Here is a 23,032-nt window from a genome sequence, read left to right on the forward strand (position 1 = left end):
CCGGATCGCCGCATGACCGACAGTTTCGTCACCCAGTGCCCGCATTGCCAGACCAGCTTTCGCGTCACCCATCACCAGTTGAGCGTGGCCCGCGGCGTGGTGCGCTGCGGCAATTGCCTGCAGGTGTTCAATGCGGCGAAGCAGCTGCTGGAGCAGAACCGCGCCGCCAGCGACCGGGGCGCCGCACCGCCAGCCGAGCCTGCCCCCGCTGCCCCACCGTTACCCGTGGCACCGCCGGTCGCCGAACCGCCCACAGCGGACGAAAACGACTGGGCGGTGACCGCCGAGGAGCTGGACGCCCTCGACCTGGACTCGGAGCTCGCGCGCCTGGAGCGTCGCAGCCCGGCCGAGCGCCAGGCGGCCATCCCAGGTAGCACGCTGCACGCCCGACGTGACGACCAAGGCACCGAGGAACCAGCAGACGAGCTGTTCGGCACCGCCACCGACGATGACCTAGCCCCGGCACCGGAGCGAGACACCGCCCCAGTGCTGGTGGAACAGGCACCGCTTGACCTGGACCCGATCACCGACGAACGCACCGAACCTACATTGGGCACGACGGATCTCGACCTGGACGACGAACCACCGGTACGCAACCAGGCGCTGGAGGACGACCTCGACACGCCGGGCATGCCCCTCTCCACCCACGACGAGCCGCTACCTGCAAAAGGCTTGTCCGCAGTGGACGATGAAGTGCGTGGCGAGCGCCTGTCGGCCCATGGCGACGACACGCTGGAAGATCACCCCATCGAGCGCCTGGAACCCAGCCTGCAGGGCAAGCCCGAGCGCCCGAACAAGGAACCCTTGGTCGACGTGGTCGACGATCCGCTGCAACTGGCCTGGGAAAAACCCGCACCGAATTGGGGCAAGCGTTTGCTGTGGGGTTTCCTGACCCTGCTGGCCGCCGGCCTGCTGGCGTTCCAGTACGTCTGGTTCCATTTCGACGAGATGGCTCGCCAGGACCAGTACCGCCCCTGGTTCCAGCAGCTATGCCCGATGGTCGGCTGCCAGGTGCCGACCCGTGTCGACATCTCACGCATCAAGAGCAGCAACCTGGTGGTGCGCAGCCACCCGGACTTCAAGGGCGCATTGATCGTCGACGCGATCATCTACAACCGCGCGCCCTTCGCCCAACCCTTCCCCCTGCTGGAGCTGCGCTTCGCCGACCTCAACGGCCAGCTGATCGCCAGCCGGCGCTTCAAGCCCAGTGAGTACCTGTCGGGCGAGCTGGCGGGCCGTGGCGAAATGCCCAGCCAGACGCCGATCCACATCGCCCTGGACATCCTCGACCCAGGGCCGAAGGCGGTGAACTACAGCCTGAGCTTCCGTTCGCCGGAGTAACCGACAGATGGCAGGGCCAGGTTCTGGCCCTTTCACCTGTAAGAGCGGCTTTAGCCGCGGTGCAAACGCCGCGGTGCCTGGCCCCCGCTTCGCGGGTGATCGCGGCTAAAGCCGCTCCTACGGGGGGCGCACCAGGTAAAAGGTTTCAACTTTGCCCCATGGAAGCGGCCCCAGCACCTCGTGTCATAACGCCGCAACTGTTCAGATTTTATCCAGATTCATCTTTATCCGGTCATCGAGAGCGGGTATCATGCCATCCCTTTTTCGAACTCCAATGATTCGGCCCCACAACAGGGAACACCTATGTCGGCGGTACGCATCGGCCCTTACACACTGCAGAACAACCTGATCCTCGCGCCCATGGCCGGGGTCACGGACCAGCCTTTCCGCACACTTTGCAAACGCCTCGGAGCGGGCATGGTGGTGTCGGAGATGGTCACCAGCGACATGAGCCTGTGGAACAGCCGCAAGTCGAGCCTGCGCCGTATCCATGAGGGCGACGCGGAGCCGCGCTCGGTGCAGATCGCCGGTGGCGACGCACAAATGATGGCGGCGGCGGCCCGGGCGAACGTCGAAGCCGGCGCGCAGATCATCGACATCAACATGGGCTGCCCGGCAAAAAAAGTCTGCAACAAAGCCGCAGGCTCTGCTTTATTGAGAGATGAAGCCTTGGTCAACGAGATTCTCCATGCCGTGGTCGGCGCAGTGGAGGTCCCGGTGACGCTGAAGATCCGCACCGGCTGGGACCGGGCGAACAAGAACGGCCTGAACGTGGCGAAGATCGCCGAACAGGCCGGTATCCAGGCGCTGGCGGTGCATGGCCGCACACGCGCCGACCTGTACACCGGTGAAGCCGAGTACGACACCATCGCCGCGATCAAGCAGGCGGTGTCGATCCCGGTTTTCGCCAACGGCGACGTCACCTCGCCACAAAAGGCCCGGGCGGTGCTGGACGCCACCGGCGCCGACGGCCTGCTGATCGGTCGCGCCGCCCAGGGGCGGCCGTGGATCTTCCGCGAGGTCGAGCATTACCTGCGCACGGGCGAGCACCTGCCTGCACCGGCGCTGGACGAAGTGGAACGCATTCTGCTGGAACACCTGGCCGCGCTGCATGCCTTCTATGGCGATGTGATGGGCGTGCGTATCGCCCGCAAGCACGTTGGCTGGTACCTGGCGACCCGACCCGGCGGCAAGGAGTTCCGCAGCCGGTTCAACGCCTTGGAAGACACACAAGCGCAGTGCGCCAACGTTCAGGCCTTTTTCGCCGAGCGTCGACAGAGCCTTGGGACAGAGGACGAACAAGGGGTGGCCGCATGACGATGATGACCGAGACATTAGTGAGTGGAACAACGCCCGTGAGCGACAACGCCAACCTCAAGCAGCACCTGAACACGCCGAGCGAGGAGGGGCAAACGCTCCGCGACAGCGTCGAGAAGGCGCTGCACAACTACTTCGCCCACCTGGAAGGCGCTAGCGTCACGGACGTGTACAACCTGGTGCTCTCGGAAGTCGAGGCGCCCTTGCTCGAATGCGTGATGAACTACGTCAAGGGCAACCAGACCAAGGCCAGCGAGATGCTCGGGCTCAACCGAGGCACGCTGCGCAAGAAGCTCAAGCAGTACGATCTGTTGTAAGGCCAGAACCCCAACCAGAAAAGGCGCTCATGCAAAGAGGCGCCTTTTTTGCTGACTCCACCGCGTTATGGAATCTGAAATGACCGACCAGACTACCCGCCTGCCGATCCGCCGCGCCCTGATCAGCGTCTCCGACAAGACCGGTATCCTCGAATTCGCCCGTGAGCTGCAGCAGCTCGGTGTCGAGATCCTGTCCACCGGCGGCACCTACAAGCTGCTCAAGGATAACGGCGTGAACGCGGTGGAAGTGGCCGACTACACCGGCTTCGCCGAAATGATGGACGGCCGGGTCAAAACCCTGCATCCGAAGATCCACGGCGGCATCCTCGGCCGTCGCGGCACCGACGACGCCATCATGAACGAGCACGGCATCAAGCCGATCGACCTGGTTGCGGTCAACCTGTATCCGTTCGAAGCCACCATCAGCAAACCGGGCTGCGACCTGCCCACCGCCATCGAGAACATCGACATCGGCGGCCCGACCATGGTCCGTTCGGCGGCGAAGAACCACAAGGACGTCGCCATCGTGGTCAACGCCAGCGACTACGCCGGCGTCGTCGACAGCTTGAAAGCCGGTGGCCTGACTTACGCCCAGCGCTTCGACCTGATGCTCAAGGCCTTCGAGCACACCGCCGCCTACGACGGCATGATCGCCAACTACATGGGCACCATCGACCAGGCTAAAGCGACCCTGTCGACCGAAGACCGCAGCGAGTTCCCGCGCACCTTTAACAGCCAGTTCGTCAAGGCCCAGGAAATGCGCTACGGCGAAAACCCGCACCAGAGCGCGGCGTTCTACGTTGAGGCGAAGAAAGGCGAAGCCAGCATTTCCACCGCCATCCAGCTGCAGGGCAAGGAGCTGTCGTTCAACAACGTGGCCGACACCGACGCCGCGCTGGAGTGCGTGAAGAGCTTCGTCAAGCCGGCCTGCGTCATCGTCAAGCACGCCAACCCCTGCGGCGTCGCGGTCGTCCCTGAAGACGAAGGTGGCATCCGCAAGGCCTACGACCTGGCCTACGCCACCGACACCGAATCGGCCTTCGGCGGCATCATCGCCTTCAACCGCGAACTGGACGGCGAAACCGCGAAAGCCATCGTCGAGCGTCAGTTCGTCGAAGTGATCATCGCCCCGAAAATCTCCCAGGCCGCCCGCGAAGTCGTGGCCGCCAAGCAGAACGTACGCCTGCTGGAATGCGGCGAGTGGCCAACCGAACGTGCCGCCGGTTGGGATTTCAAGCGCGTCAACGGTGGCCTGCTGGTGCAGAGCCGCGATATCGGCATGATCAGCGCCGACGACCTGAAGATCGTCACCAAGCGCGCCCCGACCGAGCAGGAAATCCACGACCTGGTGTTCGCCTGGAAAGTGGCCAAGTTCGTCAAGTCCAACGCCATCGTCTACGCCAAGAACCGCCAGACCATCGGCGTCGGCGCCGGCCAGATGAGCCGCGTCAACTCCGCGCGCATCGCCGCCATCAAGGCCGAGCACGCCGGCCTGCAGGTGCAGGGCGCGGTCATGGCCTCGGACGCGTTCTTCCCGTTCCGCGACGGCATCGACAATGCGGCTAAAGTGGGTATCAGCGCCGTGATCCAGCCGGGTGGTTCGATGCGTGACGCCGAGGTGATTGCCGCTGCCGACGAAGCCGGTATCGCGATGGTCTTCACCGGCATGCGCCACTTCCGCCACTAATCAGATACCAGGCCGGTCCCCGGCCCCTGTAGGAGCGATTCATCCGCGATTGCGATGCTGGACTCACCGCCGCGATCACGGATGAATCCGCGCCTGCAAGGATCGGGGATCGCCGCCACACAGAGGTTTTGACATGAAAGTTTTGATCATCGGCAGCGGCGGCCGCGAGCACGCCCTGGCCTGGAAAGTCGCCCAGGACCCACGCGTCGAGAAAGTCTTCGTCGCCCCGGGCAACGCCGGCACCGCAATTGAAGCCAAGTGCGAGAACGTCGCCATCGACGTCACCGCCCTGGAGCAACTGGCCGACTTCGCCGAAAAGAACGTCGACCTGACCATCGTCGGCCCTGAGGCACCGCTGGTCATCGGCGTGGTCGACCTGTTCCGCAGCCGTGGCCTGGACTGCTTCGGCCCGACCAAGGGCGCGGCGCAGCTGGAAGGCTCGAAAGCCTTCACCAAGGATTTCCTGGCCCGCCACAAGATCCCCACCGCCGACTACCAGAACTTCACCGAGATCGAGCCGGCCTTGGCCTACCTGCGTGAAAAAGGCGCGCCGATCGTGATCAAGGCCGACGGCCTGGCCGCCGGCAAGGGCGTGATCGTCGCCATGACCCTGCAGGAAGCCGAGGACGCGGTGCGCGACATGCTCGCCGGCAACGCTTTCGGTGAAGCCGGTTCGCGCGTGGTCATCGAGGAGTTCCTCGACGGCGAGGAAGCCAGCTTCATCGTCATGGTCGACGGCCACAACGTGCTGCCCATGGCCACCAGCCAGGACCACAAGCGCGTCGGCGACAAGGACACCGGCCCGAACACTGGCGGCATGGGCGCCTACTCCCCTGCCCCGGTGGTGACACCAGACGTGCACCAGCGCGTGATGGACCAGGTGATCTGGCCCACCGTGCGTGGCATGGCCGAGGAAGGCAATGTCTACACCGGCTTCCTCTACGCAGGCCTGATGATCGACAAGGCGGGCAACCCCAAGGTCATCGAGTTCAACTGCCGCTTCGGCGACCCGGAGACGCAACCGGTCATGCTGCGCCTTGAGTCGAGCCTGGTACTGCTGGTGGAAGCCGCGTTCGCCAAGGCCCTGGACAAGGTCGAAGCACAGTGGGACCCACGCCCGAGCCTGGGTGTGGTGCTGGCTGCCGGTGGCTACCCGGGCGACTACCAGAAAGGCGACGTGATCAGCGGCCTGGACGCTGCCGCCAAGCTCGAAGGCAAGGTGTTCCACGCCGGTACCGCACTCAAAGACGGCCAGGTGACCACCGCCGGAGGCCGTGTACTCTGCGCCACCGCCATGGGTGACACCGTCGAGGCCGCCCAGCAGCAGGCCTACCGCCTGGCCGAGCAGGTCAAGTGGAACGGCAGCTTCCACCGCACCGACATCGGCTATCGGGCTATCGCCCGCGAGCGCGGTGAACACCAGCAGTAATACTGCGCCGAATGGCCGCCGCGCCCGGTGCGTGCGGCCTTCGGCTCGTCGACAAGGCCCTTCGGGGCCTTGCCTTCGCCTTGGCGCGCCGCGCATAGTTGTTACCCGGCACATTAGCTAAGAAGGGATTTCGTCGTGCGTCGGCTTCGGATTGCCACTGCCCTGATCGTCAGCCTGCTGACCCTGCTCTGCCTGCTCCCGGCCCACGCCGACCAGGCCGGGGGCTGGTCCGCGCTGCTCGACGAGCAGGCCAACCTGCAGCTTTCCGACGTGCGCTCCGAGCGTTACCGCAACCAGTTCAGCCCACTGGCCCTCGAAGAACTGGATGCCGCCCTCCCTGACCAGGCCTTGTGGCTGCACTACCGCCTGGAACCGAACGACCAGGAGCAACTGGTCCGTATCTTCGCTCCCGACCTGTCCCGCCTGGACCTCTACGCCCTCGAAGACGGCAAGCTGTTGCGCCAGGTGCACCACGGCAGGCAAGGAGATGGCATCAGCCCCACCCAGCGTGGCCGGGACCATGTGCTGCCGTTGCCGCACAGCAGCCAAGCGCTGGATATCTACCTGCGGTTGGTCTCCGAGCACCAGCTGCGCCCGGCCATCAGTGTCGAGTCCACCGCCCACGCCGCCGCCGACCAGCGCCAGTCGCTGCTGTTCGGCCTGCTGTTCGGCGGGCTGGTGATGCTGATCCTGCACAACCTGATCCGCTTCGCCTACACCCGTTCCAGCACCACGCTGGTGCTGGCGCTGTACCACGCCTTGATGCTGCTCAGCGCACTTATCCTGCTCAACCTCAGCGGCCCCTGGTGGCACCTGTGGTACAGCGCCCAGACCCCGGCCGCCTACCTCACCCTGGTGCTGGCGGGCCTGGCCGGTCTGTACTTCACCGTGCATTTCTTCTCACCCTGCGGCTCGGCGCGGCTCACCCGCCTGTTGCATCTGGAAATGCTGGTGGCCGGTGTCAGCGGCCTGGTGTTGCTGTTCGTCGATACATTGCCGCTGAACCTGATGACCTATGCCCTGCTCGCCATCGGCAGCCTGAGCATGTTGCTGGTCAGTTGCTATCACTGGCATCAGGGCTACACGCCAGCGCGCCTGTTCGCCGTGGCCATGCTGGTCTACAACCTCGGTGGCCTGGTGCTGCTGCCGGCGCTGCTGGGCCTGACCCGCACCCCGACACCCTGGCTGCTGTGCATCCTCATGGCCTTGACCGTGGCCAGCGGCCTGCTGCTCAACCTGGCCGTCAGCGAACGCCTGCGGCGCATCAGCGAGGAACGCTTCCGCGCCAGCCGCGCCCTGGCCGCCAGCGACGCCGAGATCAACGCCAAGGCCGAGTTCCTGGCCAAGATCAGCCACGAGATCCGCACCCCCATGAACGGCGTGCTGGGCATGACCGAGCTGCTGCTGGACACCCCCTTGTCGGTCAAGCAGCGCGACTATGTGCAGACCATCCACAGCGCCGGCAACGAATTGCTCACCCTGATCAACGAGATTCTCGATATCTCCAAGCTCGAGTCGCGGCAGATCGAACTCGACGATGTGCAGTTCGACCTCAACGCCCTGATCGAGGACTGCCTGAATATCTTCCGGGCCAAAGCCGAGCAGCAGAACATCGAGCTGATCAGCTTCACCCAACCACAGGTACCACGCGTGATCAGTGGCGACCCGACGCGCCTGCGCCAGGCGCTGTCGAGCCTGCTCGACAACGCACTGAAAAACACCGACCAGGGCGAGATCCTGCTGGTGGTCGCCCTCGACCAGCGCGGTGACGCCCCGCGCCTGCGCATCGCCGTGCAGGACAGCGGCGAGCCCATGCCACCGGCCGAGCGCGACGCCCTGCTGCAGGCCGAACTGCACAGCCGCCACTTCCTCTCCAGCAACAAGCTCGGCGGCCACCTCGGGCTGGTGATCGCCAAACAACTGATCGGGCTGATGCAGGGCGAGTTCGGCATCAAGACCAGCACCAGCATGGGCAACACCCTGTGGCTGACGCTGCCACTCGACCCGCTGCGCCTGGAGCAACCGCCCACCGACCTCGACGGCCCGCTGCGCGACGCGCGGGTGCTGGTGGTCGACGACAACGACACCTGCCGCAAGGTGCTGGTGCAGCAATGCAGCGCCTGGGGCATGAACGTCAGCGCAGTGCCATCGGGCAAGGAGGCGCTGGCACTGCTGCGCACCAAGGCGCACCTGCGCGACTACTTCGATGCCGTGCTGCTGGACCAGAACATGCCCGGCATGACCGGCATGCAACTGGCGGCCAAGATCAAGGAAGACCCGAGCCTGAACCATGACATCCTGGTGGTCATGCTCACTGGCATCAGCAACGCACCCAGCAAAGTCATCGCGCGCAATGCCGGGGTCAAGCGCATTCTCGCCAAGCCGGTGGCCGGCTACACGCTCAAGACCACCCTCGCCGAAGAGCTGGCCCTGCGTGGCCGCGAGCAAGCGCCCCTGGCATTGCCGGGCAGCACCCCGCTGCCATTGGACCTGCCCAACGACTTCCGCATCCTGGTGGCCGAGGACAACAGTATCTCGACCAAAGTCATCCGCGGCATGCTCGGCAAGCTCAAGCTCGAGCCGGACACCGCCAGCAATGGCGAGGAAGCCCTGCTGGCAATGAAGGCCAGGCACTACGACCTGGTCCTGATGGACTGCGAAATGCCGGTGCTCGATGGCTTCTCCGCCACGCAACAGCTGCGCGCCTGGGAATCCGCCAATGGCCGCCCACGCACCCCGGTGGTGGCGTTGACCGCGCATATCCTCAGCGAGCACAAGGAACGCGCGCGCCTGGCGGGTATGGACGGGCACATGGCCAAGCCGGTGGAGCTGTCGCAGCTACGCGAGCTGATCCAGTTCTGGTCGGGGCAACGGCAGGTGGTCTCCGACGACACCACGCAGATCCTGTAGGAGCGGCTTCAGCCGCGATAACCCGCAAGGCGGGTGCCACGCAACGAGGTGGCTGCTTCGCGGCTGAAGCCGCTCCTACGCGTTCCGTGCTATACAGGTGCCACCCATCCCCGCCGCGGACTCACCTCCATGCTCCATGAGTTGTTCAGCGTCTACCTCAAGATGCTCGTGCTCTACAGCCCATTCTTCGTGCTGTCGTGTTTCATCGGCCTCACCCGCGGCCACTCCAGCAAGGAACGCAAGCAACTGGCCTGGCGCGTGGCGATCGCCACGCTGGTCGCCAGCGTGCTGCTCTATCTGTTCGGGCGAGTGATCTTCGGCGTGTTCGGCATCACCGCCGACGCGTTCCGCATTGGGGCCGGCTCGGTGCTGTTCATCTCGGCGCTGGGCATGGCCCAGGGCAAGTCGGCGGTGCAGACCGACAACGTGCAGCAGGACGTGACCATCGTGCCGCTGACCATCCCGCTGACGGTCGGCCCCGGCACCATCGGTGCGCTGCTGGTGATGGGGGTGGGCCAGCCACATTGGGATGACAAGCTTCTGGCCATCGTCAGTATTGCCCTGGCCAGCTTTACCGTGGGCCTGGTGCTGTACCTCTCGCACCGCATCGAGCGACTGCTGGGGGACCAGGGCCTGCAGATCGTCAGCCGCCTCATGGGGCTGTTCGTCTGCGCCCTGGCGGCGCAGATCATCTTTACCGGGATCAAGGGCTATCTGCTGCCCTGACCCCGACTCCGCTCAGGGCTTGCTGGGGTACCAGCGTGGTGTGTAGACCCACTGGGTACCATCGGCACGGGGGAAGGTGCACGTGGTCGAAGAGCCGACCAACACCATGGTGCGCATGTCGACCATCTCCGGCAGCAACTCGCCCAGGGTGACCACCCGCAGCGTCTGCCCCGGCCGCCCGATATCACGCCCCAGCACCACCGGTGTTTCAGCGGCGCGATGGCGGCGCACCACTTCCAGCGCCTGTCCCAATTGATGGGGCCTGGCCTTGGAGATCGGGTTATAGAATGCCAGCACCAGGTCCGCCTCGGCCGCCAGGTCGAGGCGTTTCTCGATGATCGACCAGGGCTTGAGGTTGTCCGACAGCGACATCACGCAGAAGTCGTGCCCCAGCGGCGCCCCCGCTTGCGCGGCGGTGGCCAGTGAGGCCGAAACCCCCGGCAGGATCTGCAGATCGACCTGCTGCCAGGCGGGGTCAGTGGACTCGTGCAAGGCTTCGAGCACCGCAGCGGCCATGGCGAACACACCTGGATCACCCGACGACACCACCACCACCGAACGCCCCGTTGCCGCCAACTCGAAGGCATGGCGGGCACGCTGCATCTCTTCGCGGTTGTCGGTGCAGTGCAGCACCTGGTCGGCGCGGAACGGGCCAGCCATGCGCACATAGGTCTCATAACCGAGCACATCCTCGGCACGCGCCAGCTCCGCCTTGACCGCTGGCACCATCAGCTCGGCAGCGCCTGGCCCCAGGCCGATCACACTCAGGCGGCCACGGCGGCGGCCGATGCGCTCAATCTCGAGCGGCGTGGCGGCAATCGCATGGGCCAGCCCGCTGGACGTCGCCACACGCGCCTGCGGCAGCGCGTCGATGAGCATCCGCTCCAGGTTTGGCGCGGCAGGGGCAAAGCGCAGCGCGACATTCAATGCCTGCGCGGCCTCGAACAGGGCTGGCTGCGCCATTTCGCTCTCGCTCGCCAGCAGGCACGCCAGTGCGGGCTCGGCGATGTTCGCCTGCAGCAGTTCCTCACGCACCTGTTGCACCAGATCGCAGGTGCCGGCCGTGACCGCCACCACCACGCAACGTGCATGGATCAGCAGTTCGTCACGGCTGGCCGGGCGACGCGCGCTCCCCACATGGATGGTACGTTGCGCGTCATCGCGAGCGGGTAACTGGGCGTGGTCAAGCCACGGCGCTTTGCCTTCGACACGCACCGCCTCGCCCGCCAGCAAATCGGATACGAAACGCTTGCCCTGCTCCAGATCGGCCAGTGCGTAGCCCTCGGGCGGATTGAGCAGACAGGTGCCAAAACGCAATTCGCCACTGGTGGTGATCGCCGCGCCAACACCCAGCGTCTCGCCGATCTCGCGGGCCATGACATTGACGCCACCCAGGCCACCGAGCAGCGGCACCACGGCGCTGCCATCCTCGGCGATGGCCAGCACCGGTGGCTCGACGCCTTTTTCCGTCAACAGCGGCGCCAAGGTGCGAATGACGATTCCCGCTGCGCACAAGGCGATGATCGGTGTGCCCTGCTGGTAAAGCGCGCGCAGCGTGTCGCCGAACGCGGCGTAGTATTGGTCCGCCCCCTCCACGCGACCTTCCAGGCCATGGATCACGGCCTGTGGATAACGCTGCCGGATACGCTGCGCGGTGGCCAGGCTGCCTGGCCCGAGAATGACGATTGCCGGTGCATTGTTCATCCCTGCCATTTTTCACCCGGCACGATAATCAGCGAGAAGTACGGCGAGGACTGCGGGTCGACCTCATCCAGCGCGACGATCTTCTGGTTGGCCATGGTCGCCCGCTCCACGTACAGCGCGCGCCCGTCCAGCCCCAGTTCCGCCAGCACCTGGCGCACCTTGGGGAAGTTGCGCCCCAGCTTCATGATCACCGCAGCGTCGGCATCGGCCAGGCGGCGCTTGAGCTCCTCATGGGGCAACACGCCGGAAAGCACGGTGAGGGTCTGGTTGCGATACACCAACGGCGCCCCAAGCACCGAGGCGCCACCGAGCATCGAACAGACGCCCGGGATCACCTGCGCTTCGTAGCGCGAGGCCAGGCGATCGTGCAGGTACATGTAAGAGCCGTAGAAGAAGGGATCGCCTTCGCAGATCACCGCCACATCGCGGCCGGCATCCAGGTGCGCGGCCACTTGCACGCTGGCTTCGTCGTAGAAGTCACTGATCACCTGTTCGTAGGAGAGCGGCGCCGGCAGCACTTCGGTGGTCACCGGGTACACCAGCGGCAGCAAGGTCTGTTCGGCTTGCAGGTGCGCCTCGATGATGCCGAAGGCGTTACCGCGCTTGCCCTTGGCCACGAAGTACGCCACCACCGGCGCCTCACGCAGCAGGCGCAGGGCCTTGAGCGTGATCAGCTCCGGGTCGCCAGGGCCCACGCCCAGGCCCAGCAGTCGTCCGCGTGCGTGCATCATTCCACCTCCGTGGCCAGGGCGTTGACCGCGGCGGCGGCCATCGCGCTGCCGCCCAGGCGGCCCTGCATGATCACGAACGGCACGCCACGGCTGTCGGCGGCGAGCATGGCCTTGGATTCGGCGGCCCCCACGAAACCGACCGGGAAGCCAAGGATCAGTGCCGGCTTCGGCGCGCCGGCGTCGAGCATTTCCAGCAGGTAGAACAGCGCAGTCGGCGCATTGCCGATCACCACCACGCTGCCTTCCAGGTGCGGGCGCCACAGTTCCAGGGCCACCGCCGAACGGGTGTTGCCCTCGGCCTTGGCCAGGTCCGGCACGCTCGGGTCGCGCAGGGTGCAGATCACCGGGTTGTTCGCCGGCAGGCGGGCACGGGTGATGCCTTCGGCGACCATGTGCGCGTCGCAGAGGATCGGCGCGCCCTTGGCCAGGGCTTCGCGGCCAGCGCTACCGGCACCTTCGGAGAACTGCAGGCCATCGATGGCCTCGACCATGCCGCAGGCATGGATCACGCGCACGGCGAGCTTTTCGAGATCGGCGGGGATCCGCTCGAGCCGGGCTTCCTCGCGGATGATCCGGAAGGAATTGCGATAGATCTCCTGACCATCGCGGATGTAGTCAATCATCAAGGTGCTCCGTCGGCAGGTCGAGCATGGCGCCTGCTTCTTCTGGGGTGAGGTCGGCTGCGCGCAGCTTGCCGAAGCCCGGCAGGCGCGCGTCGCGCAAGTAAAGGTCATAGCGGCCCGGGGCTCGGGCCAGCAGGGTAGCCGTGGCGGTGTGGGCCATGGCACAGGAACGTGGGCAGGCGGACAGGTGCACGCTGCCCGGTGCACCGTGGTGCAGCAGGCCGGCCAGGGTCACGGCATCGGCCTTGGTATCGGCCTGGGCCTTGGCGCAGCCGCTGGAGCCGGTGCAGGCAACGACCCGTGCCAAGGGGTGATCAGCGTGGCAGAGCAGGCCCAAGGCCGTCAGTCGCGCCTGGGCACTCTCCACATGAGCCGGGTTCACGCAGGTCACCACCAGGCTCTGCCAAGGCGTCAGGCGCAAGCGCCCGTCGCCCCACTGCCTGGCGATGCGGGCGGCGCCGCGCAGCATGGCGGGCGTCAGGCGCCCGAGAGGCGGCGCGACGCCCAGGGCCACGCCCTGGCGCTGGGGTAGCACGCCCAGCCAAGGGCTGCTCGCCGTCGGGCGCCGCGACGCCAGCTGGGTGGTGCCACGCTGGATATCCAGCCCGTCGAGAAAGTGCTCCACCGGGCAGGCCTGGAGCAGTTGGCGCATGCGCGCCTGCTCGGGCGTCGCCAGGTCGAGGAAGCGCTCCAGCACCGCGCGCACCAGCGCCAGCCCCTGCTCCACCGGCACCGCGCCCAGCACCTGGCCATTCGACAGGCTGCTCGCGAGCCCGAAGCGCAACCAGACCCGTCCTTCGCACTGCAGGGCGGACAGCCACAGATCGTGCGGGTGCTCGAGCATCGCCAGGCTTTCGCCGCCATCGAGCTGCACGGCGAACTTGGCCGACAGTTGATGGAACCTCGGTGTGCTTTCCAGCAGGTCGAGGATCTGCCCGGCCAACGGTCGGGTGTCGAACAGCATGGTAGGGTCGAGCCCGGCCAATGGGCTGAGCATGAGGTTGCGCACATCGTCACCGGCCGCGTCACGCGAGCCAAGCCCCGCCCCCAGCAGATGCTCGACCAGGCCGCGATGGTCGTCGCCGATGCCACGGATCTGCAGATTGGCCCGGTTGGTCGCCTCGATCACCCCGTCGGCGAAGCGCTCGGCGGCGTCGGCCACGGCATCGGCCTGCTCGGCCAGCAGCAGGCCACCAGGCAGCTTGATCCGGCAGATGCCACCGTCGCGCGCGGCGACGATGCGCCACAACCCCGGGCAGGCCGAGGGACGGGGCGAAACTTCAGGGGGCAGGGGCGGCTTCAAGGAGGCATCCGGCAATCGTGAAAGTGCGCTTCAGTGTAGAAGGCGCGGTATTATGCCTGCTTTGTCCGGCGGCATGAAAAACCGGTGGTCGAACGCTACGATAATTCGCGGGGCAAGCCCGCTCCCACGCCACCTCGTGGGAGCGGGCTTGCCCCGCGATCAATGATTGGTACGAGGCACAGATGGCCCCCTGGCTGACAGTAATAGGCATCGGCGAAGACGGTTTCAGCGGCCTGGGCAAACAGGCCCGGCGCGCCCTGCTGTCGGCCACCCGAATCATCGGCGCCCCACGCCAGCTGGCGCTGCTGCCACGCTGCGTGACCGCCGAGCAGTTGCACTGGCCCAGCCCGTTCTCGCTGGCCCCGGTCCTTGCCCTGCGCGGCGAGCCGGTATGTGTACTGGCCAGCGGCGACCCGATGTTCTTCGGCGTCGGCGCCAGCCTGGCACGCCAGCTACCCGCCGAAGAACTTCAGGTCCTGTCGATGCCCTCCTCCTGCGCCCTCGCCGCCGCCCGCCTGGGCTGGCCATTGCAGGAGGTGCAGGTGGTCTCGGTGGTGGCCCGCCCGCTGGCCGTGCTCAATGCCTATCTGCACAGCGGCGTGCGCCTGCTGGTGCTGAGCAACGACGAAAGCAGCCCGGCCACCATCGCCGCGCAACTGCGCGAACATGGCTTCGGCCCCAGCCGCCTTCAGGTGTTCGAGCATCTCGGCGGCCCGCAGGAGCGCCAACTGAGCGGCACCGCCGACGACTGGCCGCACACGGATATCGCCACGCTCAACCTGGTCGCCATCGAGTGCCAGGCCTCGCCCGACACCCCGCGCCTGCCCCGGGTCGCCGGCCTGCCCGACAGCGCCTTCCGCCATGACGGCCAACTGACCAAACGCGACGTGCGCGCCATCACCCTGGCCCGCCTCGCCCCGCAACCCGGCGAACTGCTGTGGGATGTGGGCGCCGGCTGCGGCTCCATCGGCATTGAATGGATGCGCGCCCACCCCAGCTGCCGCACCTTGGCCATCGAGGCTGACGAAGGCCGCCAGGGTTTCATCGAATACAACCGCGACAGCCTTGGCGTACCCGGCCTGCAACTGGTCCGTGGCAAAGCGCCCGACGCGCTGGCTGGGCTGGAGCGCCCGGACGCAATCTTCATCGGCGGCGGCGTCACCCGCGAAGGCGTGCTGGCGCTTTGCTGGGAACGCCTGTTGCCGGGCGGGCGCCTGGTGGCCAACGCCGTCACGCTGCAAAGCGAGCTTGCCCTCGCGCAATTGCGCGAGCGGCACGGCGGCGAACTGACCCGCATCCACATCGCCCACACGCAACCCCTGGGCAGTTTCGACACCTGGCGCCAAGCCCTGCCGATCACCCTGCTCGACGTGGTGAAACCCCTCGATGCGTGAAGAAACCCGCGAGCAGGCCGCCCCCCTTCGCAGCGGCCTGACCACCGGCAGCTGCGCCACCGCCACCAGCCTGGCGGCAGCGCGCCTGCTGCTAACCGGCCAGCAACACGACGCGGTGGAAATCACCCTGCCCAAAGGCAAGGTGGTGCAGATGCGCCTGGAGTTCTGCCACCTCAGGGGCGACATGGCCGAAGCCGGCACGTTGAAGGATGCGGGCGACGACCCCGATGTGACCCATGGCGCCCTGCTCTACAGCCAGGTGCGCCTGCTCGCCGAGCCTGGCGTTCGCTTCGTCGCGGGCGCGGGCGTCGGCACCGTGACCCGCCCAGGGCTGGTGCTGGCGGTCGGTGAGCCAGCCATCAACCCGGTACCTCGCAAGATGATCAGCGACCACTTGCAGCAACTGGCCAGCGACTGCGGCTATGGCGGCGGTTTCCAGGTCACGGTCAACGTGCAGGATGGCGAGCAGTTGGCCCTGAAGACCATGAACCCACGCCTGGGCATCCTCGGCGGGTTGTCGATCCTGGGCACCAGCGGCATTGTCCGGCCGTTCTCCTGCTCGGCCTACATCGCTTCGATCCACCAGGGCATCGATGTCGCCCACACCAATGGCTACACCCACATCGCCGCCTGCACCGGCAACGCCAGTGAAGACACCATGCGCCGGGTCTACAACCTGCCGGAGATCGCCCTGATCGAGATGGGCGACTTCGTCGGCGCCGTGCTCAAGCACCTGCGCAAGGTGCCCGTGCCACGCCTCACGCTGTGCGGCGGTTTCGGCAAGATCAGCAAGTTGGCGGCCGGACACATGGACCTGCACAGCCGTCATTCGAGCATCGACCTGCCGCAACTGGCGGGCTGGGCAGCGGCCATTGGCGCGGACCCGGCGCTGCAACAGGCGATCATCACTGCCAATACCAGCCAACAGGCCCTGGCCCTGGCCCATGCCGCCGGTATCGCCCTGGGCGACGAGGTCTGCCGTCACGCCCTGCTCTTCGCCCGCAGCGTGGTGCCGGCCCGGGTACAGGTCGAAGTGTTCGCCATCGATCGCCAGGGCGGCATCGTCGGCAAGGCGGGCGTGGCATGAACGGTCGCATCCTGCTGCTCGGCGGCGTCGCCGAAGCCCTGGCCATCGCCCGCCGGCTCGGCCCGCAGCATGTCTACAGCCTCGCCGGCATCGGCCGCATTCCCCAAGACCTGGCCTGCCAGGTGCGGGTCGGCGGTTATGGGGGCGCCGAAGGCCTGGCCGACTACCTGCGCGCCGAAGGCATCGACCTGCTGATCGACGCCACCCATCCCTACGCTGCGCAAATCAGTGCCAACGCAGCCCAGGCCGCCGCCCGCGTGGGTATCCCCTGCTGGGCGCTACGCCGCCCAGCGTGGCAGGCACAGCCGGGGGACGACTGGCGCGAAGTCGCTGACTGGGCCGAGCTGATCGAAGCCCTGGCCCCCTTCCAGCGCCCACTGTTCACCCTCGGCCGCGAGCCGCTGCGACACCTGGATGAAATTCCCCCGCATCAGTTCTGGACGTTGCGCGCCCTCGAAGCCTGCCCGGGCAATGAGCGCTGCGAAGTAATCGGCGCCCGTGGTCCGTTCCAGATCGAGGATGAACACACACTGTTCGAACGCAGGCAGATCGACGTGCTGGTGAGCAAGAACAGCGGCAGCATGGCCACCGAGCCAAAACTGGAGGTGGCGCGTGAGCGTGGGCTGCCGGTGCTGGTGCTTGCGCGGCCGACGCTGCCACATGTGGATCGGGAGTTTGAGAACACGAAGCGGGTTCTGGAGGCGCTCGACCTGATCGACGCCTGAGCGCCACGCGTATATCCCATTGACATATACATCACGAGAATTAAACTCCGGACATACATTTGCGCTTTCAAGGAGGCACATCATGGAGCAGGGTGCAGTCTTCAAGAGCAACCGCAGCCAGGCTATCCGCATGCCAAAAGCCCTCGCCCTTCCAGAAGACGTCACCCGCGTGGACATCGTCGCGGTCGGGCGTTCGCGCATCATCTCGCCCGCTGGCGAAAGCTGGGACAGCTGGTTCGAGGGTGACGATGTGAGTGCGGACTTCATGGCAAGCAGGGAGCAGCCAGCCGACCAGGAGCGCGAAGGATTCTGATGCTCAGGTACATGCTCGACACCAACATCTGCATTTTCACCATCAAGAACAAACCACAGGCGGTGCGCGAGGCGTTCAATCGTCATCATGGCCAGCTGGCCATCAGCACGGTAACCCTGATGGAGTTGATCTACGGCGCGGAAAAGTCCGCCACTCCAGAGCGTAATCTGGCCATTGTCGAGGGGTTTGCCGCACGCCTCGATGTACTTGATTACGACATCCAGGGCGCTGCTCATACCGCGCAACTGCGAGCAGAGCTGGCCAAGGCCGGCACCCCCATCGGCCCCTATGACCGAATGATCGCCGGCCACGCCCGTGCCCGCGGCCTCACCCTCGTGACCAACAACCTGCGCGAATTCCAGCGTGTTCCCGGGCTGCGTGTGGAGGACTGGGTTACACCGGCACGCTGACCACCGCGAGATGGCCCTATGCTTTGATCCTGCCTTACAATCACCTCCCCCTTCTGGAAGGCTCCACCCATATGGAAATGCAATGGTGGATCTGGCTCGTCTTCGGCGTGGCCTTGATCCTGCTTGAACTGGTGCTCCCCACCTTCTTCATTCTCTGGTTCGGCATCGGCGCCGTGCTGGTATCGCTCGTCTCGCTGCTTGCCCCCAGCCTGCAACTCGATATGCAGGGCCTGCTGTGGGTGGTGTTCTCGTCGATCACCACCGTGCTCTGGTTCAAGGTGTTCCGGCGCAAGAAGCCGGACGTGCGCTGGACCGCCGACAGCGTAATCGGCGAGGTCGGCCTGCTGACCGCCAGTGTGTCGCAGTTCCAGAAAGGCCGCGTGCGCTTCCAGAAACCGATCCTCGGCAACGAGGAATGGACCTGCGTCTCGGACAACGACATCCCCGCCGGCGAGCGCGTGCGCCTGGCCGCCATCGAAGGCAACACCGCCCGGGTCACCCGGGCCTGAATCCGCACTAAAAGGAAGTTTGCAAGCATGACCAGCCTCATCGTCGTCGCCACCCTCGCCGCCTTCGTACTGATCACCGTGTTCAAGGGGGTGCGCATCGTGCCCCAGGGCGAGGAATGGATCGTCGAGCGCCTGGGCCGCTACCACAACACCCTCAAGCCGGGCCTCAACATCGTCATCCCATACATGGATGTGGTCGCCTACCGGCTGCCCACCAAGGACATCATCCTCGACGTGCAGCAGCAGGAGATCATCACCAAGGACAACGCGGTGATCGTCGCCAACGCCCTGTGCTTCGCCAAGGTGGTCGACCCGCAGAAAGCCTCGTACGGCGTGCAGAACTTCTCGTTCGCCGTCACCAGCCTGACCATGACCTCGCTGCGCGCCATCGTCGGCGCCATGGACCTGGACGAAGCACTGTCCAGCCGCGAGCAGATCAAGGCGCGCCTGCGCGAGGCGATGTCCGAGCAGACCGAAGACTGGGGCGTGACCGTGCGCTCGGTGGAGATCCAGGACATCAAGCCGTCGCCGAGCATGCAGACCGCCATGGAGCGTCAGGCAGCCGCCGAGCGTGAGCGTAAAGCCGACGTGACCCGCGCCGAAGGCAACAAGCAGGCGGCGATCCTCGAGGCCGAAGCGCGCCTGCAGGCGGCCAAGCTGGATGCCGAAGCCCAGGTCAACCTGGCCGAGGCATCGGCGCGGGCGATCACCTTGGTCAAGGAAGCCGTGGGTAGCGAGACCGTGCCAGCCATGTACCTGCTGGGTGAGCGTTACATCGGCGCGATGGAGAACCTGGCGGCCAGCGACAATGCGAAAGTCGTGGTGCTGCCGGCCGACCTGCAAGAGACCGTGCGCGGGCTGCTGGGCCGCGGCAAGGCCTGATAGCGCCGGGGGCTGCGCAGCAGCCCCCAGGTGCGGCACTTCACCGCACCCCGGCATTTTTTCCTATACTCCGCCGTACAATAGCCACCACGATTCCTGACCGGATCTCTCCATGCCCCCACGTCGGCACATCGCCTGGATAGCCTGCCTCGCAGTGCTGTTCAACCTGCTGGCCATGCCGCTGTCTTCTGCCGCGCCGAAAGGCCCGGCCGAACAGCTGCTGTGGGGGGCTTTCTGTTCGAGCATGGCGAACAAGGCCAAAGTCGATGTGCAGGCCCTGGCCAAGATCGACCTAGGTACGCAAAGCGACGACAGCGCCAGCATGATGAACTGCTGGTGCTGCTCGGGCGCCGCGCCACTGCTGGCCCTGCCCGGCTACCCGCCACAACTGCGCAATCCGCCGTTGCAGCAGACGCGCGAACCCGCTCAACTCGCCGACTACCAGCCCACGCCGCGCCAGTTATGGCCCGCGCTCAATCCCCGTGCCTCTCCGCTGGTCTGAGTTCACTACGCTGTCCATCAGAACCTGAACAGACCGGAGACTCCCCCATGCTCAAGCAAGCCCTCGTCCTGGCCGCCCTGCTGCTGCCCGGCGCCTATGCCAACGCCCACGAGTACAGCAAAGGCGACCTGCACATCGCCCACCCCTGGTCGCTGGAGCTGCCGCCGAACGCGCCCAACGTCGCGGCCTACTTCGTCGTGCACAACAACGGCAAGGCCGATGACCGCCTGCTCTCGGCGGACACCCCGATCAGCGCCGACGCCCAACTGCACGAACATGCGATGAGCGCCGCCGGCGCCATGAAGATGCAGCAGGTGCAAAGCGTGGTGGTGCCCGCCGGCAAGGACCTGACCTTCGCCCCCAGCGCTTATCACGTGATGATCATGCAGCCCAAGGACCGCAGCCTGCTGACCGATGGCAAGCGCTTCCCACTGACCCTGCACTTCGAGAAGGCCGGTGACATCACCGTCGAAGTCGCCGTGCAGAAGCAGCCGCCCGCCGATCAGGCCGCGCACGAGCACGCGCACTGACCTGATCGACTGACAGGCGCTCGCCATGAGCCTGCCGCGCTACAGCTCCGCCCGCAGCACCCGCCCTGATCGCAGGCGCGTCGGTGGCGGCTGGCTGAGCCTGTTCGCCATGTGGATGATCTTCATCGGCCCGCTGGTTTCCCAGTCGATGCCGATGGAGCACCACGCCGGCATGGCCATGCCCATGGACATGTCGATGGGCATGCCCATGGCCCACGCTCACGACGAGCACCACGGCCACGGCAACGATGGCCAGTTGCATGTCATGTGGGAGAAGTGCGGCTACTGCAGCCTGCTGTTCAACTGCCCCGCCCTGCCCCAGGCCATCAGCCCGCTCAGCGCAGGCAGCGTCACCCCACCCACCCACCTCACCATCGCCACGCGCCAGGGCCATGCCCGGCAGGCTGTATTCCCCGGCGCCCGCAGCCGCGCGCCACCCCGTTCGATCGTCGCTTGAACACCACACGCTAAACGCCCGAAGCCAGGAGGCTTCGTGCTGACTCATGACTGATCGACTGGAATCATTATGTCCGGCTGCACCCCTGTTTTTGCCCTTTCCCTGCGCGGCACCGTCGCCGTGCTCTGCGGCTCGCTGCTCGCGCCACTGGCCTTTGCCGCCGAAACCGGCCATGAAGGCCATGTCCACGACCCGGCCGAACTGAGCCCGACGGTGATCACCGCCATCGCCCCCAGCTCGCCGCTGACCGTGGTCACCAACCCCAAGGACCCGCGCCAGCCCGTGCCGGCCAGCGACGGCGGCGACTACCTCAAGACCATCCCCGGTTTCTCGGTGATCCGCGCTGGCGGCACCAACGGCGACCCGGTGCTGCGCGGCATGTTCGGCTCGCGCCTGAACATCCTCACCAACGGCGGCATGATGCTCGGCGCCTGCCCGGGCCGCATGGACGCCCCGACATCGTACATCTCCCCGGAAACCTACGACCGTCTCACCGTGATCAAGGGCCCGCAAAGCGTGATCTGGGGCCCCGGCGGTTCGGCCGGCACCATCCTCTTCGAGCGTGAGCCGGAGCAGTTCGGTGAACTCGGCAGCCGGGTCAACGGCAGCATACTGGCCGGCTCCAACGGCCGCTTCGACAAGGTGCTCGACGCCGCGGCCGGCAACCAGCTCGGCTACGTGCGCTTCGTCGGCAACCAGTCGCACTCGGACGATTTCGAGGACGGCAACGGCGACACCGTGCCGTCGCGTTGGGACAAGTGGAACGGCGACGTCAGCCTCGGCTGGACCCCGGACGCCGACACCTTGCTGGAACTGACCGCCGGCAAGGGCGACGGCGAGGCCCGCTCCGCCGGGCGTGGCATGGACGGTTCGCAGTTCAAGCGCGAAAGCCTGGGCCTGCGCTTCGAGAAGTCCAACCTCGGCGAGGTGCTCGACAAGGTCGAGGCGCAGGTCTACTACAACTACGCCGACCACGTGATGGACAACTACACCCTGCGCTCGCCCGTCGGGATGGCGATGGCCAGCAACGTCGATCGCCGCACCCTGGGCGCCCGGATCAAGGCCACCTGGCGCTGGGCCGATGTACAACTGATCAGCGGCATCGACGCGCAGACCAACGAGCACCGCAAGCGCAATGGCATGGGCATTGATACGTACAAGGCCAAGCCCTGGGACAAGGACGCCGACTTCCATAACTACGGGGTCTTCGGTGAACTGACCTGGTACGCCACCGGCGAGGACCGATTGATCACCGGCGCCCGCCTGGACCGCGCCTCGGCCCGCGATTTCCGCAAGGACATCGCCACCAGCGGCGACACCCGGGCCGACACCTTGCCCAGCGGCTTCGTCCGCTATGAGCACGATCTGACCGACATGCCGGCCACCACCTACATCGGTCTGGGCCATACCCAGCGCTTCCCCGACTACTGGGAGCTGTTCTCACCCACCCTGGCACCAACCGGTTCGGTAAACGCCTTCGACGGCATCAAGCCGGAGAAGACCACCCAACTCGACTTCGGCATCCAGTACCGCGACGAACGCCTGGAGGCCTGGGCTTCGGGCTACGTCGGGCAGATCCGCGACTACATCCTGTTCGACTACGTGCCAGGCATGGGCGGCATGAGCAACCGGCTTGTTTCCCGGGCACAGAACGTCGACGCCCGCATCATGGGCGGCGAGCTGGGCGCGGCCTACAAGCTGACCGAGAACTGGAAGGCCGATGCCACCCTGGCCTACGCCTGGGGCAAGAACAGCAGCGACGGCAAGGCCCTGCCACAGATGCCACCGCTGGAAAGCCGCCTGGGCCTGACCTACAGCCGTGACACCTGGAGCGTCGGTGCCCTGTGGCGCCTCGTAGCCGAGCAGAACCGCATCGCCAAGAACCAGGGCAACGTGGTCGGCAAGGACTACGACACAAGCTCAGGCTTCGGTGTGTTCTCGCTCAACGGCGCCTACAAGATCAACCACAACCTCAAGCTCAGCGCGGGCGTCGACAACCTGTTCGACAAGGCCTACGCCGAGCACCTGAACCTGGCCGGGAACGCCGGGTTCGGCTACCCGGCCAACGCCACGGAACCGGTGAACGAGCCAGGCAGGACCTTCTGGACCAAGGTCGATTTCAGCTTCTGACAACA

Annotated in this window: 22 protein-coding genes; 18 read left to right on the forward strand and 4 right to left on the reverse strand. The window is 66.1% G+C overall.

The window, feature by feature from the left end:
• Nucleotides 1-12: 12 nt before the first annotated feature.
• The 7 genes from IM733_RS16280 to IM733_RS16310 all read left to right on the forward strand — a co-directional run bounded on the left by IM733_RS16280 (nt 13) and on the right by IM733_RS16310 (nt 9,727).
• Nucleotides 13-1,341 (forward strand): DUF3426 domain-containing protein, encoded by a 1,329-nt coding sequence (locus IM733_RS16280; protein WP_248917592.1) that lies wholly within the window; start codon nt 13-15, stop codon nt 1,339-1,341.
• 303 nt (nt 1,342-1,644) lie between these two features.
• Complete coding sequence (gene dusB, locus IM733_RS16285; protein ID WP_248917593.1) at nt 1,645-2,658, forward strand: tRNA dihydrouridine synthase DusB; 1,014 nt, start codon at nt 1,645-1,647, stop codon at nt 2,656-2,658.
• Complete coding sequence (gene fis / locus IM733_RS16290) at nt 2,655-2,975, forward strand: DNA-binding transcriptional regulator Fis (protein ID WP_248917594.1); 321 nt, start codon at nt 2,655-2,657, stop codon at nt 2,973-2,975. The genes dusB and fis overlap by 4 nt, the downstream gene beginning before the upstream one ends.
• Before the next feature lie 79 nt (nt 2,976-3,054).
• Nucleotides 3,055-4,662, forward strand: a complete 1,608-nt coding sequence (purH, locus tag IM733_RS16295; RefSeq protein ID WP_248917595.1) for a bifunctional phosphoribosylaminoimidazolecarboxamide formyltransferase/IMP cyclohydrolase — start codon at nt 3,055-3,057, stop codon at nt 4,660-4,662.
• Between the two features lie 133 nt (nt 4,663-4,795).
• Nucleotides 4,796-6,091 carry a phosphoribosylamine--glycine ligase gene (gene purD / locus IM733_RS16300; RefSeq protein ID WP_248917596.1) on the forward strand — a complete coding sequence of 432 codons (1,296 nt, stop codon included), beginning with the start codon at nt 4,796-4,798 and terminating at the stop codon, nt 6,089-6,091.
• A 135-nt stretch (nt 6,092-6,226) separates the two neighbouring features.
• Complete coding sequence (locus IM733_RS16305) at nt 6,227-9,001, forward strand: hybrid sensor histidine kinase/response regulator (protein WP_248917597.1); 2,775 nt, start codon at nt 6,227-6,229, stop codon at nt 8,999-9,001.
• Between the two features lie 129 nt (nt 9,002-9,130).
• Nucleotides 9,131-9,727 (forward strand): MarC family protein, encoded by a 597-nt coding sequence (locus IM733_RS16310; protein WP_028691281.1) that lies wholly within the window; start codon nt 9,131-9,133, stop codon nt 9,725-9,727.
• A gap of 12 nt (nt 9,728-9,739) precedes the next feature.
• On the opposite strand, the gene cobJ is transcribed toward IM733_RS16310, so the two are convergent.
• The 4 genes from cobJ to cobG are packed head-to-tail and all read right to left on the reverse strand — an operon-like array spanning nt 9,740 to nt 14,103.
• Nucleotides 9,740-11,440, reverse strand: a complete 1,701-nt coding sequence (gene cobJ / locus IM733_RS16315) for a precorrin-3B C(17)-methyltransferase (RefSeq protein ID WP_248917598.1) — start codon at nt 11,438-11,440, stop codon at nt 9,740-9,742.
• Entirely contained in the window at nt 11,428-12,162 is a 735-nt protein-coding gene (locus IM733_RS16320; protein ID WP_248917599.1) for a precorrin-2 C(20)-methyltransferase, read from the reverse strand. The genes cobJ and IM733_RS16320 overlap by 13 nt, the downstream gene beginning before the upstream one ends.
• Nucleotides 12,159-12,785 (reverse strand): precorrin-8X methylmutase, encoded by a 627-nt coding sequence (locus IM733_RS16325; protein WP_046854044.1) that lies wholly within the window; start codon nt 12,783-12,785, stop codon nt 12,159-12,161. The genes IM733_RS16320 and IM733_RS16325 overlap by 4 nt, the downstream gene beginning before the upstream one ends.
• A complete protein-coding gene (cobG, locus tag IM733_RS16330; protein ID WP_432760373.1) occupies nt 12,778-14,103 on the reverse strand; it encodes a precorrin-3B synthase in 1,326 nt (441 codons plus the stop codon). Before cobG ends, IM733_RS16325 begins: the two co-directional genes overlap by 8 nt.
• Nucleotides 14,104-14,270: 167 nt before the next feature.
• Between cobG and cbiE the strand changes: the two genes are divergently transcribed.
• The 11 genes from cbiE (at nt 14,271) to IM733_RS16385 (ending at nt 23,027) form a co-directional block, all read left to right on the forward strand.
• Nucleotides 14,271-15,482 carry a precorrin-6y C5,15-methyltransferase (decarboxylating) subunit CbiE gene (gene cbiE / locus IM733_RS16335; protein ID WP_248917600.1) on the forward strand — a complete coding sequence of 404 codons (1,212 nt, stop codon included), beginning with the start codon at nt 14,271-14,273 and terminating at the stop codon, nt 15,480-15,482.
• Nucleotides 15,475-16,569 (forward strand): cobalt-precorrin-5B (C(1))-methyltransferase, encoded by a 1,095-nt coding sequence (locus tag IM733_RS16340; RefSeq protein WP_248917601.1) that lies wholly within the window; start codon nt 15,475-15,477, stop codon nt 16,567-16,569. The genes cbiE and IM733_RS16340 overlap by 8 nt, the downstream gene beginning before the upstream one ends.
• On the forward strand, nt 16,566-17,294 hold the full coding sequence (locus tag IM733_RS16345) for a cobalt-precorrin-6A reductase (protein WP_248917602.1): 729 nt from the start codon (nt 16,566-16,568) through the stop codon (nt 17,292-17,294). The genes IM733_RS16340 and IM733_RS16345 overlap by 4 nt, the downstream gene beginning before the upstream one ends.
• 82 nt (nt 17,295-17,376) lie before the next feature.
• The gene (gene vapB / locus IM733_RS16350) at nt 17,377-17,607 is read left to right on the forward strand and encodes a type II toxin-antitoxin system VapB family antitoxin (RefSeq protein ID WP_011535889.1); all 231 of its coding nucleotides are present in this window, start codon (nt 17,377-17,379) and stop codon (nt 17,605-17,607) included.
• Nucleotides 17,607-18,017 (forward strand): type II toxin-antitoxin system tRNA(fMet)-specific endonuclease VapC, encoded by a 411-nt coding sequence (vapC, locus tag IM733_RS16355; RefSeq protein WP_248917603.1) that lies wholly within the window; start codon nt 17,607-17,609, stop codon nt 18,015-18,017. The genes vapB and vapC overlap by 1 nt, the downstream gene beginning before the upstream one ends.
• A gap of 71 nt (nt 18,018-18,088) precedes the next feature.
• Nucleotides 18,089-18,526, forward strand: a complete 438-nt coding sequence (locus IM733_RS16360) for an NfeD family protein (protein WP_248917604.1) — start codon at nt 18,089-18,091, stop codon at nt 18,524-18,526.
• A gap of 27 nt (nt 18,527-18,553) precedes the next feature.
• A complete protein-coding gene (locus IM733_RS16365) occupies nt 18,554-19,408 on the forward strand; it encodes an SPFH domain-containing protein (RefSeq protein WP_248917605.1) in 855 nt (284 codons plus the stop codon).
• 112 nt (nt 19,409-19,520) lie between these two features.
• On the forward strand, nt 19,521-19,910 hold the full coding sequence (locus IM733_RS16370; RefSeq protein ID WP_248917606.1) for a DUF2946 domain-containing protein: 390 nt from the start codon (nt 19,521-19,523) through the stop codon (nt 19,908-19,910).
• Nucleotides 19,911-19,957: 47 nt separating this feature from the next.
• Nucleotides 19,958-20,440 carry a copper chaperone PCu(A)C gene (locus IM733_RS16375; protein ID WP_248917607.1) on the forward strand — a complete coding sequence of 161 codons (483 nt, stop codon included), beginning with the start codon at nt 19,958-19,960 and terminating at the stop codon, nt 20,438-20,440.
• A gap of 25 nt (nt 20,441-20,465) precedes the next feature.
• Nucleotides 20,466-20,897, forward strand: a complete 432-nt coding sequence (locus IM733_RS16380; protein ID WP_248917608.1) for a DUF2946 domain-containing protein — start codon at nt 20,466-20,468, stop codon at nt 20,895-20,897.
• 69 nt (nt 20,898-20,966) lie between these two features.
• Complete coding sequence (locus IM733_RS16385; protein ID WP_248917609.1) at nt 20,967-23,027, forward strand: TonB-dependent copper receptor; 2,061 nt, start codon at nt 20,967-20,969, stop codon at nt 23,025-23,027.
• The last annotated feature ends 5 nt before the right edge of the window (nt 23,028-23,032 follow it).

Source organism: Pseudomonas entomophila, from assembly GCF_023277925.1.
GTDB classification, from domain to species: domain Bacteria; phylum Pseudomonadota; class Gammaproteobacteria; order Pseudomonadales; family Pseudomonadaceae; genus Aquipseudomonas; species Aquipseudomonas entomophila_D.